Annotated in this window: 10 protein-coding genes; 5 read left to right on the forward strand and 5 right to left on the reverse strand. The window is 64.3% G+C overall.

The annotated features are described in order from the left end of the window. Positions 1 to 14 precede the first annotated feature (14 nt). Positions 15 to 2,873 (forward strand): ATP-binding protein, encoded by a 2,859-nt coding sequence (locus AC4LFW_RS19690; protein WP_491821313.1) that lies wholly within the window; start codon positions 15 to 17, stop codon positions 2,871 to 2,873. Positions 2,874 to 2,883: 10 nt separating this feature from the next. Here the strand turns inward: AC4LFW_RS19690 and AC4LFW_RS19695 are convergent, their stop codons facing one another. Both AC4LFW_RS19695 and AC4LFW_RS19700 read right to left on the reverse strand, forming a co-directional pair. Next, a complete protein-coding gene (locus AC4LFW_RS19695; protein WP_491821315.1) occupies positions 2,884 to 3,876 on the reverse strand; it encodes an asparaginase in 993 nt (330 codons plus the stop codon). 59 nt (positions 3,877 to 3,935) lie between these two features. Further along, positions 3,936 to 5,381, reverse strand: a complete 1,446-nt coding sequence (locus tag AC4LFW_RS19700) for an alanine/glycine:cation symporter family protein (protein WP_491821317.1) — start codon at positions 5,379 to 5,381, stop codon at positions 3,936 to 3,938. A gap of 151 nt (positions 5,382 to 5,532) precedes the next feature. On the opposite strand from AC4LFW_RS19700, the gene AC4LFW_RS19705 reads away from it, so the two are divergent. After that, positions 5,533 to 6,354 carry a helix-turn-helix domain-containing protein gene (locus tag AC4LFW_RS19705; protein ID WP_491821319.1) on the forward strand — a complete coding sequence of 274 codons (822 nt, stop codon included), beginning with the start codon at positions 5,533 to 5,535 and terminating at the stop codon, positions 6,352 to 6,354. A gap of 98 nt (positions 6,355 to 6,452) precedes the next feature. Here the strand turns inward: AC4LFW_RS19705 and AC4LFW_RS19710 are convergent, their stop codons facing one another. Beyond that, positions 6,453 to 7,211, reverse strand: a complete 759-nt coding sequence (locus AC4LFW_RS19710; RefSeq protein WP_491821321.1) for a substrate-binding periplasmic protein — start codon at positions 7,209 to 7,211, stop codon at positions 6,453 to 6,455. Between the two features lie 166 nt (positions 7,212 to 7,377). Continuing rightward, on the reverse strand, positions 7,378 to 8,802 hold the full coding sequence (locus tag AC4LFW_RS19715; RefSeq protein ID WP_491821323.1) for an aspartate ammonia-lyase: 1,425 nt from the start codon (positions 8,800 to 8,802) through the stop codon (positions 7,378 to 7,380). Positions 8,803 to 8,994: 192 nt separating this feature from the next. Here AC4LFW_RS19715 and AC4LFW_RS19720 point away from each other — a divergent pair, with 192 nt between their 5' ends. From AC4LFW_RS19720 to AC4LFW_RS19730, 3 genes are all read left to right on the forward strand, one after another. After that, positions 8,995 to 9,909, forward strand: a complete 915-nt coding sequence (locus AC4LFW_RS19720; RefSeq protein WP_491821325.1) for a LysR substrate-binding domain-containing protein — start codon at positions 8,995 to 8,997, stop codon at positions 9,907 to 9,909. 90 nt (positions 9,910 to 9,999) lie between these two features. Beyond that, positions 10,000 to 12,909, forward strand: coding sequence for an ATP-binding protein (locus tag AC4LFW_RS19725; protein ID WP_491821327.1), 2,910 nt, complete (start codon positions 10,000 to 10,002; stop codon positions 12,907 to 12,909). Continuing rightward, a complete protein-coding gene (locus AC4LFW_RS19730; RefSeq protein WP_491821329.1) occupies positions 12,899 to 14,014 on the forward strand; it encodes an HD domain-containing phosphohydrolase in 1,116 nt (371 codons plus the stop codon). Before AC4LFW_RS19725 ends, AC4LFW_RS19730 begins: the two co-directional genes overlap by 11 nt. On the opposite strand, the gene adhP is transcribed toward AC4LFW_RS19730, so the two are convergent. Then, complete coding sequence (adhP, locus tag AC4LFW_RS19735) at positions 14,011 to 15,039, reverse strand: alcohol dehydrogenase AdhP (RefSeq protein WP_491821331.1); 1,029 nt, start codon at positions 15,037 to 15,039, stop codon at positions 14,011 to 14,013. The two genes, AC4LFW_RS19730 and adhP, sit on opposite strands and share 4 nt — an antisense overlap. Positions 15,040 to 15,124: the final 85 nt, after the last annotated feature.

Raw genomic sequence — 15,124 nt, forward strand, 5'->3', positions numbered from 1 at the left:
CGCGGGAGCAGCCTGTGTCATCGAAAACCGGGATACGTCAATGGATCTGGCGCGCCTTTGTCCAGAGCGCGCTGATCCCGCTGGTGCTGGTGGAAGCGGTGCTGATCGCCGCCTACCTGCTGACCAACAATGCCATTCGAGATGCGCAGATCGACCATTTGCGTCAGACCGCGCTGGCCGAACTGCAGGCGGCGGTGGGACAGGAGGCGCGTGTCGTCGGGGAGCAGCTGCAACAGGTCGCCAGCACCACGCTGCTGCTGCGCAACTTCACTGGCCGCACCCTGCGTGACGAAACGCCCGTGGCGCCAGCCGCGCTGACACTCAATGGCGATGGCGTGCGCTCCACGCCCCGCGACCTTGGCGGCTCGGCGGGCTTCTATTCCGCCGCAACTGCGCCGCAGCTGCATGACCTGACCAAGGCGGCGCGCCTGGGCCGGCTGGATCCGCTGATGAAGGAGCTGTACATCAGCAACCCGCTGATCGCCAGCCTCTATTTCAACAGCTGGGACAGCTACAACCACATCTACCCCTGGTTTGACACGGCGCAGCAGTACCCGCCGGACATGGACATCCCCAGCTACAACTTCTATTACCTGGCCGACGCCAGCCACAACCCGGCGCGCAAGGTGGTCTGGACCGATGTCTATCTGGACCCGGCCGGGCATGGCTGGATGATGTCTGCCGTGGCGCCGGTCTACCGCGGTGATTTTCTCGAAGGCGTCAGCGGCATCGACATCACCGTCAGCGGCATCCTGCGCCAGATTTCCAGCCTGCGCGTGCCGTGGGGCGGCTATGCGATGCTCGTCAGCCGCGACCTCAACATCATGGCACTGCCCGAAGCGGGCGAGCGGCAGTTCGGCCTCGATGAGCTGACCGAACATTCCTACAGCGAAGCGATTCGTCAGGAGACGTTCAAGCCGGAAGATTTCCGCCTCGGCCGTTCGCCTGAAACCCGCGACCTGGCGAGCGCCATCGCCACGCAGCGCGATGGAGTGCAGCTGATGATGCTGGGGGGGCGGCAGCAGCTGGTCGCCTGGGCCACGGTGGAGCCGTCCGGCTGGCACCTGCTGGCCGTCGTCGACGAGGCGGCGATCTTTAGCCAGACCAATGACCTGGCCAGCCATTTCCGCCGGATCGGTTACCTCCTGATCGCCGGACTGGTCCTGTTCTACCTGCTGTTCTTCGGCTACATGTGGTTGCGCGCGCGCCGGCTCAGCGAATCGCTGCTGACCCCCATCGCCCGCATTTCGCAAATGATGGGCCAGATCGGGCAGGGCCAGTGGCGACCGCAACCGGTGGCGTCGGACATTCGTGAACTCCACGACCTGGCGCAGCACACCCGGGCCATCGGTGGTCAGCTGGAACTCAGTGAAACGCAGCGTTCGCAGGCACAGAACCGCCTCGAACTGGTGCTCGAAAGCGCCACCGAAAGCCTCTGGGAAAATGACATGCGCAGCGGTGTGCTGCAGTTGCGTGGGCGGCTGCCGGGCCGGTTCGGGCTGCCCTCGTCACGCCTGAGCGAGGCTCAGTTCCTGCAGCGTATCCATCCGCTCGATGTCGCCCAGGTACGCGCTGAACTGGCGCGCATGCACGAGGGGCAGGCGCTGCGTTATGAAAGCGAATACCGCTTTGCCGATGCCCTGGGCCAGTACCACTGGCTACTCAGCCGCGGGCGTGTGCTGGAGCGTGACCCGCAGACCGGCGCGGCCATGCTGGTGGCCGGCACCCACGTGGACATCGATGCCATCAAGCGGGTCGAGGACGACCTGCGGCAGGCCATCCAGCAGGCGCAAGCGGCCAACGAAGCCAAGACCCATCTCATTTCCAGCATCAGCCACGAGCTGCGTACGCCCCTCAACGCGATTCTCGGCTTTGCCCAGTTGATGCGCATGGACTGTTCACCCGATACGGACCCGGAAGCCGCGGACTATCTCGACGAGATCCTGCTGGCCAGCCGGCATCTGAACCAGCTGCTGGCCGACATCCTCGACTGGTCCAGCCTGCAGGGCGAGCGGCCGCGGCTTACGCTTGAGCCTGTCGAGGTGACCGAACTGATGCGTGAGTGCGCCGAACTGGTGGCGCTCGATATCCGGCGCCACGGGCTCGAGCTCGAACTGGCCGTGCCGGACGCGCCGGTCAGGGTACTTGCCGAGCCGCGGCGCCTGCGTCAGGTGTTGCTCAACCTGCTGTCCAACGCAATCAAGTACAACAAGCCGGCCGGGCGGATCATGCTGAGGGTTGAAAAGGTGGCCGGCCAGCTGAGGCTGGTGGTCGAAGACACCGGGCTGGGCGTCGATGAGGCATTGCAGGCAAAGATGTTCGAGCCGTTCCAGCGCTTGGGGCGCGAAAGTTCGACCATTCAGGGCGCCGGCATCGGGCTGTCGCTCTGTCTGGAATACGCCAAGTTGATGGGTGGCAGCATCGGCGTGAAGAGCGAAGTCGGCGTGGGCAGTTGCTTCTGGATTGCACTGTCGCCTGCCGAGGCGCAACTGCCGGTGGCGGTTCGCGAGCGACCGAACATCGTCTATGTCGAGGACGATCCGGCCAGCCAGACGCTGGTGCGCAAGGCATTGGCGGACATGGCGGATGTGGTCGTCATCGGCAATGGCCGGCTGGCACTGGAGCATCTGCTGACGGATGTGCCCGATCTGCTGTTGCTGGACCTGAACCTGCCGGAGCTGGAGGGCAAGGAGCTCGTTCAGCTGCTGCGCCAGGCGCCCGCCACCCGGGAGCTGCCGGTCATCGTGCTCAGTGCGGGCGACGGCGTGGTCGGGTTCGACTGCCAGGGCTGGCTGGGCAAGCCGCTGGACCTCGACGAGCTGCGCAGGCAGGTGCGAGGCTGCCTGCGCGCGCTGGAGCTGATCCCCGGCTGAATGCAGCCGCTCAGTCGGTGCGCTCACCGCAGAGATCGAGCGCGAACCAGTGCTCCACCTCTGTTTGTGACAGCCCAGCACCGAGCAGCGCGAACAGCTTGCCCAGCGCTGCTTCGCGAGTCATCCCCCCGCCTGACACCAGGCCGCTGGCAGCCAGCTTGCTCCCGGCGGCGTAGATGCCAAAGTCGACGTGACCCTGCGGACACTGGCTGATCGCCGTCAGTACGACACCGCGACGGTGGGCATCGCGCAGCGCCTCGAGCAGTTCGGCATCGTCCGCCGGGCCCGTCCCGCTGCCATAGCATTCGAGCACCGCGCCCTGCACGCCACCTGACAGCAGTGCCTGCACCCCGGTCGCCTGGATGCCGGGATACAGCGGCAGTACTGCCAGGCTGACCGGATGTCGCGATCTGCGATAGTCGAGCGCGACGGGCAGGCTCGCTGCACGCTGGCCCTGACGCAGCCGTGGCTGTGTGCCGAACGCATCGAGGCTGGCGGTACCGAGCTTGCTGGCCCGCGCGCCATGCATCAGCTTGCCGGCAAAGTACAGGTGTACGCCTGGTTCGACGCCGGCATGCAGCCGTTGCAGGGCGCCAAACAGGTTGCTCCAGGCGTCGCTGCCGGGCGCGCCGGCCGGCAACATCGCGCCGGTCAGCACCACTGGCACCTGGAGGCCCAGCAGCAGGAAGCTCAGGGCGGCAGCGCTATAGGCGAGGGTATCGGTGCCATGCAGGACCAGCACGGCGTCACAGCCATCCTGCTCGACCCCGGCCCGAATGGCCTCGACCATCGCCAGCCAGTGGGTCTGGTTCATGTTGGCGCTGTCGATAGGGGGCAACAGTTCGCGAAACTGCCAGTCCGGCACGGAGAGCTCGGGCTGTTCGTCCTGCTGTTCGCGCAGCCGGCTGGCGAAGCCGGAAGCGGGCATCAGGCCCTCGGCGCTCTGCTGCATGCCGATGGTGCCACCGGTGTAAAGCACCAGGGTGTTGGTGGAAGCCGGCATAGGGGTCTCCTATATGAAAACAGGGGCCAGCGGCCCCTGTTCAAAAGACGCGGACAGGCTTAGCGCTGAGGTGCCTGGCCCGTTACGGTCGCGTGCCTGGCCGGCGTTTCAGCAGCACCGGTGGCTGGCCAGACGCTTGGGTCCAGATCCAGATCGGCGAAGTTCTTCGGATCGAGCACTGGCGATTCGACGCCCGCCTCACGCTGGCTATCGTAATCGCGCATCAGGCGCAGGCCTACCTTGAACAGCAGTGCCAGGGCGATCAGGTTGCAGATCGCCAGCAGACCCATGGTGACATCGGCAAAGCCGAACACCGTCCCCAGGTCCTGAATCGAGCCCCACATCACCAGGCCGATGACCATGACCCGATAGACCAGAACCGGCCAGCGCTTGCCGGTAAAGAAGCCCAGTGCGTTCTCGCCGAGGTAGTAGTTGTAGATCAGCGTGGTGAACACGAACAGCAGCAGGGCGACGCTGATGAACACCCGCCCCCACTCGCCGACGACGGCGGCAACAGCGGTCTGGGTCAGCACAACGCCGGCCATCTCGCTGCCCGGCTCGAACACGCCGGAGAGGATGATGATCAGCGCGGTGCAGCTGCACAGCACGATGGTGTCGATGAACACGCTCAGCGACTGCACGATGCCCTGCGCCACCGGGTGCTTGACCTCGGCCACCGCCGCGACGTTCGGCGCGCTGCCCAGGCCGGCCTCGTTGGAGAACAGGCCGCGCTTGACGCCCATGATGATGGCCGCACCGATACCGCCTGCGAACGCCGGCTCGAGACCGAAGGCGCTGCGGAAGATGGTGCCGAACGCTTCAGGAATGTCGCCCGCGTTGCTGCCAATGACGAAGATCGCCATGGCGATGTAGGAGAAGGCCATGATCGGCACCAGCACGTCGGCGAACTTGGCGATGCGCTTGATGCCGCCAAAGATGATCAGGCCGATCACCACCATCAGCACGATGCCGCTGATATGGGTCGGCACGCCAAAGGTGTCGTTCATCGAGCTGGCGACGGTATAGGACTGCACGGCGTTGAAGCCGAAGCCGAAGGTCACCAGCAGCAGCAGCGAAACCACGATGCCCAGCCAGCGCTGGCCCAGGCCATGCTGAATGTAGAACGCCGGGCCGCCACGATAGCCGCCGTCGGCTTCACGGCGCTTGTACAGCTGCGCCAGCGAGCACTCGAAGTAGCTGGTGGCCATGCCGACCAGTGCGACGATCCACATCCAGAAAATCGCTCCGGGTCCACCGAGCATGATGGCGACCGAGACGCCAGCGATGTTGCCGGCGCCGACGCGACCGGCGACGCTGAGCATCAGCGCCTGGAATGAACTGAGTTGGCCCGGCTGGCGTTTGAATGCCTCGCCGAAGATCTGAAACATGCTGCCGAAGTAGCGGAACTGGACGAAGCGCGAGGCAATGGTGAAGAACAGGCCGAGGCCTATCAGCATCACGATGAGCAGCTTGCTCCAGATGAGATCGTTAAGGAGATCGAGCATGACGGAAGGGTCTCTCTTGTTGTTTTGACGAATGAAAAATCGCAGCCGGGGAATGGTTGGCCAGACGCAGGGGTCATGCAATTGCGCAGGTCGCGGCGAATTGGCGCGAGTTGATGCTAGAATCGCGCCGCTCGCATCACTGGAAGGGATCATGCAAGACCACCTCGGCGCCAATCTCAAGCTGCTCTGTAGCCACTACCGCTCGATCGCCGAAGTCTGTCGCAAGCTCTCCATCAACCGGGCGCAGTTCAACAAATACCTCAATGGCCAGAGCCGCCCCACCGCTCACAACCTCAAGCGCATTTGCGACTTCTTCGGCGTCGAAGCCTACGAACTCGGCCTGCCGGGCGACCAGTTCACCCAGCTGATCGGCATGCGCAGCCATGATCAGGAACGCATCGCCGCCAGCGATCCGCTGCTTGAGCTGTTCCAGCCCATGCGCGACAACGCCAACAGCCTGTCGCGTTACTGCGGCTACTACTTCGAATACGCCAATTGCATGTCCGTGCCGGGACAGATCCTGTTGTCGCTGGTGCACCTGCGCGAGGATCGAGGCAGTTATGTCTTCGAGCGCCAGGAGCGCCAGGAGCAGTCGCGTGCCGACAACCCCAAGGCCGAGGACGGCGTGGTGCGCTGCCGCTACCTGGGCGCGGCGTTCTATCTGCAGGACCGGCTGTTTCTCATCGACTACGAGTCCCTGACTGGTAACGAGATGAGCCAGACCATCCTGATCCCAAGCTTCAAGAGCCGTATCACCCGGCTTAACGGCCTCAAGACTGGCGTCTCCAGTGGGGATCGCCGCACTCCGGCCTGCACCCGCGTGGTCTGGGAGTATCTGGGCAGGGAAATCAATCGCGTCAATGCCTATCGCCAGGTCATGCTCTATGGGCTCGATGACCCGAGAGTCGACCCGGAGATCCGTGAGCGGTTGGCTGCGGTGTCGCTGCGAGATGGGTTGTTCGAGATCGAGTAGCGACGACTGGCATCCTGGCCGAGCAGGTCAAGCGTGCGTGACGTGGTCATTTGCACAAGGCCAACGGCGCATTGCGCACCGCTGGCTATCGATCGGGTTCAGCAGAGTTCCGGGTGCTTGGCGCAGGTGCCGTAGCCTTCGGTTTTCATCTCGTCCAACGCCGTCTGCAGGCGGGTGGCGACTTCGTCCGGGGTGTCCTTGTTCAACGCCAGGTACAGCGGGGCGGAATTGAACACCAGTACGGTGTTGAGGCCGCTGACACCCTCCTGCTTAGCGTAATAGCGCCAGACCGGGTCGGAGGTGGCCCAGAGATCAATCTTGCCGCTGAGCAGCTTCTGCAGGTTTTCCTGGTCACGCAGCGAGTTGACCGGCGTCAGGCCCTGCGCTTCGATGCGTTGGCTCACCGCGCTGCTCTTGTAGGCACCGATGGTGTAGTCCTTCGCCTGCTCCAGGCTGGTCAGCTTGAGGTTCGAGCCGGGCGCCGAAAGCAGGACGCTTTCGTACTGGGCGATAGGGCCGACCCACTTGAACAGCGGGCGGCGCGCATCGGTCATCGAGGTGGAGAAGAGGCCGTGATCGGGGAGGTCCAGAGTCGCCTGGTAGATGCGGTCCCAGGGAAAGCGCAGCGTCATGGAGTAGGCGATGCCGGCGCGCTTGAACATCTCCCGGACGGTTACCGCGCTGATGCCCTGGATGTGCTCTTCCTTGGCGAAGTTCTTGCCGCCGTCGGCCATGTTGAAAGGCGGAAAATTCTCGGTCTGCAGGACCACTTCGTAGCCTTGCGGAAGCTCCGCATGCGCAAGGGGCGCGCCGGCGATTGTGCTGAACAACAGGGTGATGGCGAGTAGTTTGCGCATGGGGCCTCCGGGAAATCGGCGGAGTCTACGCAAGGGCGAAAAATGACGGCTTGTGCCGCATCACGCTTTGGCGGGTAAGCCGGGCGCCGCCTCGTCCGAAGGCGGCGCTTTGGCATATTCACTGCGGACACCGGGAGGCTCCCGCGTCGCAGGCCGTGCTGCAGCGTTATGCCTTCAGCGGGACAAGCCGCGGGGCGATCATGTTTTCCGGTCGCAGGATGTCGTCGAGCGTCGCGTCGTCCAGCAGCTGTTCTTCACGCACCAGTTCCAGCACACCGCGGCCGCTGAGCAGCGCCTGGCCGGCGATGCGGGTGGCGTTTTCGTAGCCGATATAGGGGTTGAGCGCGGTGATCAGACCGATGGAGTTTTCCATCAGGCGCCGGCAGTGGTCCTCGTTGGCGGTGATGCCGACGATGCAATGCTCACGCAGCATATCCATGGCGCGCTGCAGCAGGCGGATCGAGTCGAACAGCTTGAAGGCGATCAGTGGCTCCATGACGTTGAGCTGCAGCTGGCCGGCCTCGGCGGCCATGGTCAGCGCCAGGTCGTTGCCGATCACTTCGAAGGCGACCTGGTTGACCGCTTCGGGAATCACCGGGTTGACCTTGCCCGGCATGATCGAGCTACCCGGCTGACGCGGCGGCAGGTTGATCTCGTTGATGCCGGTGCGCGGGCCGCTGGAGAGCAGGCGCAGGTCGTTGCAGATCTTCGACAGCTTCACCGCCAGGCGCTTGAGCATGCTGGAGAAGGTGACGAAGGCGCCCATGTCGGAGGTGGCTTCGATCAGGTCGGCCGCGGGCTTGAGCGGGTGGCCGCTGATGGTCGCCAGGCGCTGCACGGCCAGGGCCTGGTAGTTGGGATCGGCATTGATGCCGGTGCCGATCGCGGTGCCACCGAGGTTGACCTCGACCAGGAGCTGCGGCGCGATCAGGCGCAGGTGCTCCAGGTCCTCGCCGAGGGTGGTGGCGAAGGCGCGGAATTCCTGACCGAGGGTCATCGGCACCGCGTCCTGCAGCTGGGTGCGGCCCATCTTCAGGATGTGCGCGAATTCGCCGGACTTGCTTGCGAACGCCTGCACCAGGCTGTCGAGGCTGGCCAGCAAGGTGTCGTGCCCCAGTAGCAGGCCGAGGCGGATGGCGGTGGGGTAGGCGTCGTTGGTCGACTGCGCCATGTTCACGTCGTTGTTCGGGTGCAAGTAGCGGTATTCGCCCTTGGTATGACCCATAAACTCCAGCGCCAGGTTGGCGATGACTTCGTTGGCATTCATGTTGGTCGATGTGCCGGCGCCGCCCTGGATCATGTCGACGACGAACTGCTCGTGATGCTCGCCGCGAATCAGGTGCGCGCAGGCCTGGCTGATCGCGGTGTGCTTGGCATCGCTGAGATGCCCCAGTTCACGGTTGGCGTCCGCCGCCGCCTGCTTGACCATCGCCAGCGCCACGACCAGCTTGGGGAAGTGCGAAAGCGGCACGCCGGAGAGGTGAAAGTTGCGCACGGCGCGCAGGGTCTGGATGCCGTAGTAGGCGTCGGCGGGGACTTCAAGAGAGCCAAGCAGATCTTTTTCGAGGCGGAAGGATGCAGCAGAGGACATGAGAGTTCTCATCCGAGAGAAAAGCGGCATTGGCCGCGAAGGCCGCTACCATAGGGCTCTAGCCCATTTCACGGCCAATGCCGTTAAGCGCTGGGTCATGCACAATCGGCATGAAGGGGATGTGACGCCGCTTCGGTTGTAGGCGTTATTGCAGGAGTCCTGCAGTCCCTCCCCGTTCGCCAGGAGACAGTCGTGAACATCGAAACCAAGTGGCTGGAAGATCTGGTCGCCCTGGCGGCGACGCGCAGCTTTTCCCAAGCGGCAGAGCGGCGCTTCGTCACCCAGCCTGCGTTCAGCCGGCGTATCCGCAGCCTGGAGAACTGCCTCGGTCTGACCTTGGTGAACCGCACCAGGACGCCGATCGAGCTGACCGAGGCGGGCCAGCTGTTCCTGGTCACGGCACGCAACATGATCGACCAGCTTGGCGAAGTGGTGCATTACCTGCACAACCTCGAAGGTCAGCGTGGCGAGGTGCTGCAAATCGCCGCTGCGCATTCGCTGGCCCTGGGCTTCTTCCCCGAATGGCTGGCCCGGCTGCGCCAGGACGGCGTACCGGTCAACAGCCGGCTGGTGGCAACCAATGTCGGCGAGGCGGTGCATTCGTTGCGCGAGGGCACCTGCGACCTGATCCTTGCCTACTACGACCCGGATGCCGCGCTGCAGATGGACCCGGAGCTGTTCCCCTCGCTGTCGCTCGGGCGCACCGAGATCGTGCCGGTGTGTGCGGTCGATGCTGCGGGCGAGCCCTTGTTCGACCCGGACAGCGGTCAGAGCGTCCCGCTGCTGGCCTACAGCGCCGGTGCCTCGCTGGGACGTTCGGTCAACCTGCTGCTGCGCCAGCGCGGTCTGCGCTCCTCGACGGTGTATGAGACCGCCATGGCCGACAGCCTGAAAAGCATGGCCATGCAGCGCCTCGGGCTGGCCTGGGTGCCGCGGCTGAGCGTGACCGCCGAACTGGAGCGTGGCGAACTGGTGGTCTGTGGTGGCGAGCACTGGCGTGTGCCGCTGGAGATTCGCCTGTACCGCTGCGCGTTGGTACGCAAGGCGCCTGTGCGCTTGCTCTGGCGCAGGCTCGAAGGCGGAGCAGGCGGGCGTGAGATCGGCTGAGCCATTGGTCGGATGCGGGCGATCCCTGAAGATGCGGTGATATCATGGAGCCACTATCCCATCGCTATTATCGCGCCTATCGGAGCTGTCGTGCCCCCAACCCCTCGCATTGGTCTGCGCCGCTGGATATGGCGCGCTTTCGTTCGAAGTGCCCTGATTCCCCTCGTCTTGGTGGAGGCCGGGCTTATCGCCGTCTACCTGCTGAGCAACCAGGCCGTGCGCGACGCACAGATCAACTATCTGCGCGAGACCGCGCTACATGATCTGCAGGCGTCGGCCGGGCAGGAGGCGCGGGTGGTGGACGAGCAGCTCCGTCATGTAGGGGCATTGACTGACTTCTATCGCGATATGACAGAACAAACCCTGGCGGAAGCTGCGGGCGTGGCTCCAGTGCCTCTGGCCCTGACCGAGGATGGGGTGCGTTACACGCCCGAAGACAAGGGTGGCGCGGCGGTTTTCTATTCCAATGTCACCTCCCCGGAGCAGCAGGATCTCGACAAGGTCGCACGGCTTACAAAGCTGGATTCGTTCATGCAGGGGTTGCAGAAAGCCAACCCTCTGGTCGCCAGCGTGTACTTCAACAGCCACGACAGCCTCAACCACATCTACCCTTGGTTCCTGACGCCCGACCAGTACCCGCACGACATGGTCATACCGGACTACAACTTCTACTACCTTGCCGACGCCACCCATAATCCCGAACGCAAGGTCGTATGGACCGATGTGTACCTCGATCCGGCCGGGCATGGCTGGATGATGTCGGCCATCGCTCCGGTCTACCGTGGCGATTTCCTCGAAGGCGTCGCCGGCCTCGACGTGACGGTCGGCGGCATTCTCGATCATATCGGCGAGCTGCAGGTGCCTTGGAATGGCTATGCCGTGCTGGTGAGCAACGACATGACCATCATGGCGTTGCCCTCGCGTGGCGAAGACGACTTCGGCCTGAACGAGTTGACCACCCATTCCTATGAGGAGGCGATTCGCCGGGAAACCCTGAAACCCGAGGATTTCAACCTTGCCCGGCGCGAGGCGACGAAGCAGCTGGCGCAAGCCATCAGCGACGCGCCTGATGGCGTGCAGACGGTGTTTCTTGGCGGGCGTTCCCAACTGGTGGCCTGGACGACCATCGAACAGACCGGCTGGCGCCTGCTTACAGTGGTCGACGAAGAGGCCGTATTCGAGAAGACCAACGAGCTGGCCAGTGAATACCGCACCCTGGGTTACTGGCTGATCGTCGGGCTGGTGGTGTTCTACCTCGTGTTCTTCGGCTTCATGTGGCGCCGCGCGCGCCAGTTGAGCCAGCGCCTGCTCACCCCGATCGCCGGGATCTCCCGGATGATGACCGAGATCGGTGCCGGCCGCTGGAGGCCGCAGCCTACCGATTCACGCATCCGTGAACTGGACGAGATGGCCAGCCATACCGCAGCGATCGGTGAACAGCTCGAGCGCAGCGAGGGTGATCGCGAGCGTGCCCAGTCGCGTCTTCAGCTGGTGCTGGAAAGCGCAACCGAAAGTATCTGGGAGCGCAGTGAAGACAGGACCATCCAGGTGCGCGGGCGCTTCTCCAAGCGCTTCGGCATGCCCACCACCATGCAGGAAGCGGCGTTCGTCGATCGCGTGCATCCGGGCGATCGCGCCGCCATCCAGACCGCACTGGAGCGTGTGGCAGCGGGGGCACAGGATTACTCCGTCGAGTTTCGCTTCGCCGATGCCAACGGCCGCTATGTCTGGCTGCTCAGCCGTGGCAAGGTGCTGGAGCGAGACCCCGACACCGGCATGGTGCGCGTCATGGCAGGCACTCATGTGGACATCGATGCGCTCAAGCGCGTCGAGGCCGACTTGCGTGCGTCTTCCCTCCAGGCCCAGGCAGCGAGCGAGGCCAAGACGCGCTTCATCTCCAGCATGAGCCACGAGCTGCGCACGCCCTTGAACGCGATCCTTGGCTTCGCCCAGCTGATGAAGCTCGAGCGGGACGAGAGCGAGGCGGCCAGCAACGACATCGAATACCTCGATGAGATCCTGCTGGCCAGCCAGCACCTGAGTCATCTGGTCGAGGACATCCTGGACTGGTCCAATGTCCAGGCAGACGGCCGCCAGCAGACGCTGAAGCCGCTGCAGGTCCGTGATTTGCTGCAGGAGTGCGCAGACATGGTGGGTGCCGAGGTCCGCCAGCGCCATCTGCGTCTGAACCTCGATCTGCCAGACGAGTCGCTGCAGGTCGCCGCGGACCGGCGCCGCTTGCGCCAGGTGATCCTCAACCTGCTTTCCAACGCCATGAAGTACAACAAGGAGGGGGGTGACGTCACCCTGACCTACCAGGTGGCGGCCAGCCATGTCCGGCTCATCGTAGAGGACACCGGGATCGGCATTCCGGCGGATAAACAGGCCCAGGTGTTCGAACCCTTCCAGCGCCTGGGGCGCGAAAATACCGCCATCCTGGGCACCGGCATCGGCCTGGCGCTCTGCAAGGAATTCGCTGCCCACCAGAACGGCGTGATGGGCCTTCACAGCGAGGAGGGCATCGGCAGCAGCTTCTGGATCGAGCTGCCACTGCTTGACGCGACGCTCGCCCTGCCGGTGGCGGCCCCGACCAAGCCGGTCGTCACCAGAGCCCCGCACGTGAACACGAGGGTGCTCTATGTCGAGGACAACCCGGCCAGCCAGTTTCTGGTGCGCAAGGCACTCGAGCCCATAGCCGAGGTCGCCATCGAGCAGAATGGGCGGGCAGCGCTGGATCGCATCCTCGCCAGTCCGCCCGAGTTGCTGCTGCTGGATCTGAACCTGCCTGGCCTGAGCGGTGAAGAGCTGCTCAAGCAGCTCAGGCAACACAGCCAGACCCGTGATCTGCCTGTCGTGGTACTGAGCGCTGCCGTCTATGATGATGCCGAGCGGCTGACTGGGCTGGACTATCAGGCGCTGATGCTCAAACCGATAGACGTTGACGAGCTGCGCCAGCTGGTCGCCGATATCTTGAACGAAGGTAAACCCCATGCTTCCTGATGCCCTTCGCTTTGCCCGTATCGTTGCGGTGGACGACCAGCCGGCGAACCTTCGCCTGATCCAGACGAGCCTCAAGGCGTTTGGTGCGCGGCAGGTGGAAGCCTTTACCGACTCGGCGGCGGCGCTGCAGTGGTTGCAGAGCAACCCATGGGACCTGTTGCTGCTCGATCTCCACATGCCCGCGCCAAACGGCTTCGAGATACTGCGCCAGCTGCAACAGCGCGATCGCTGCTGCCGGCCGGTCATTATCGTGACTGCCATGAACGATGCCGATAATCGCCGCCGCGGCCTGGATATGGGCGCCAACGACTACCTGAGCAAGCCGCTCGACCTGCCCGAACTGCTGCTCCGTGTCCGCAACACGCTGCAACTGAGCCTGGCCAGCCAGGCCCTGGCACGCGAGCGTGATGATCTGGAGCGGATGGTCAAGGAGCGGACCCGGGAGCTGGAAGACAGTTTTCACGCCGTCATCCGGGGGCTCTCACGCGCCGCCGAATACAAGGACAACGAGACAGGCAACCATATCCTGCGGATCGGCGAGACGGCCGCGCTCATGGCCAACGCTATTGGCTGCGATCCACGCTGGGCGGAGCTGCTGCGCCTGGCCGCACCGATGCACGATGTCGGCAAGATCGGTATTCCGGACAGCATCCTGCTCAAACCGGGGCCGCTGACGCCCGCTGAGCGCGAACTGATGAACCGGCATTCGCGGATAGGCCATGACATCCTGCGGGACGAGACCCGTTCGCCCCTGCTTGACCTGGCCGCGGAGGTGGCGCTCAACCACCATGAGCGCTGGGATGGTGAAGGCTATCCCAACGGGCTGCATGGTGTGGCGATTCCCCTGTCGGCGCGTATCGTCACCCTGTGCGACGTCTATGACGCGCTGCGCTCGAAACGCCCCTACAAGGAAGCCTGGCCGGTTGAGCGCGCCAGGGCTCATATTCGGGAGCAGTCAGGCAAGCACTTCGACCCAACGCTGGTCGAAGTGCTCGAATCGCTGTACGACGAGATCGAAGCGCTGCGCGAGGGGCTGACGGATCCGGTCCTGGCCGGCTCGACCGCATCGGTCACCGGCCAGGGATCCGATCAGTCAGACTGCTAGCCGGTCAGGACGATCCGGCCCTCGATCGTGCCGGCGCGCATCTGGTCGAAGATCTGGTTGATGTCGTCCAGTTTGCCGCGATGAATGGTGGCCTTGACCAGCCCCTCGGCCGCGAAGTCCAGTGCTTCCTGCAGGTCCGCACGGGTGCCGACGATGGAACCGGTGATGCTGATAGCCTTGAGAACCACATCAAAGATCGGCGTGGGGAAGTCACCCGGCGGCAGGCCGACCAGTGCCACGGTGCCGTGCCGCCGCGCCATGCCGATGGCCTGGCCGAAGGCGCTGTTGGACACCGCGGTCACCAGGACGCCGTGCGCCCCGCCGATATCCCGCTGGATCACCTCGACCGGGTCTTCGTTGCGCGCATTGACCGTGAGGCTGGCGCCGAGCTTGCGGGCCAGTTCCAGCTTGGCGTCGTCGACGTCTACCGCGGCCACATGCAGGCCCATGGCCCTGGCGTACTGCACGGCCACGTGACCCAGCCCGCCGACTCCAGAGATGACCACCCACTGGCCAGGACGGGCGTTGGTCACCTTTAGGCCCTTGTAGACTGTTACGCCCGCGCAGAGGATCGGGGCGATTTCGTCGAAGGCGACCTCTTTGGGCAGGATGCCGACGTAGTTGGGATCAGCCAGGACGTACTCGGCATATCCTCCGTTCACTGAATAGCCGGTGTTCTGCTGTGCAGCGCAGAGTGTTTCCCAGCCGGTCAGGCAGTGCTCGCAGCAACCGCAGGCGCTGTACAGCCAGGGCACGCCGACGCGATCGCCTTCCTTCACCCGGCTGACGCCATTGCCTACTGCTGCGACGTAGCCGACGCCTTCATGTCCGGGGATGAACGGCAGCGGCGGCTGCACAGGCCAGTCGCCCTCGACTGCGTGCAGATCGGTATGGCAAACGCCGCAGGCCTCGATCTTCACCAGGATCTGGCCTGGGCCGGGCAGGGGAACCTTTACTTCCTCGATACGTAGCGGCTCGCCGTATGCATGCGCCACCGCGGCTTTCATGGTCTGGGTCATGGGCATCTCCTGTGTGTCGGAGCCGGCAGTGTCTCTCCCCGCTCCAGGCAGTCATTGATGCTGGGCAAGTCTAGCGGTGATTTACAACGTT

The sequence above is a fragment of the Stutzerimonas sp. C6.4V genome (assembly GCF_058536345.1).

Excerpts from the sequence above, each read along its gene's own strand:
- AC4LFW_RS19695 (WP_491821315.1), bottom strand. The coding sequence starts at position 3,876 with ATGCCGGCTTCCACCAACACCCTGGTGCTTTACACCGGTGGCACCATC.
- AC4LFW_RS19700 (WP_491821317.1), bottom strand. The coding sequence starts at position 5,381 with ATGCTCGATCTCCTTAACGATCTCATCTGGAGCAAGCTGCTCATCGTG.
- AC4LFW_RS19705 (WP_491821319.1), top strand. The coding sequence starts at position 5,533 with ATGCAAGACCACCTCGGCGCCAATCTCAAGCTGCTCTGTAGCCACTAC.
- AC4LFW_RS19710 (WP_491821321.1), bottom strand. The coding sequence starts at position 7,211 with ATGCGCAAACTACTCGCCATCACCCTGTTGTTCAGCACAATCGCCGGC.
- AC4LFW_RS19715 (WP_491821323.1), bottom strand. The coding sequence starts at position 8,802 with ATGTCCTCTGCTGCATCCTTCCGCCTCGAAAAAGATCTGCTTGGCTCT.
- AC4LFW_RS19730 (WP_491821329.1), top strand. The coding sequence starts at position 12,899 with ATGCTTCCTGATGCCCTTCGCTTTGCCCGTATCGTTGCGGTGGACGAC.
- adhP (WP_491821331.1), bottom strand. The coding sequence starts at position 15,039 with ATGCCCATGACCCAGACCATGAAAGCCGCGGTGGCGCATGCATACGGC.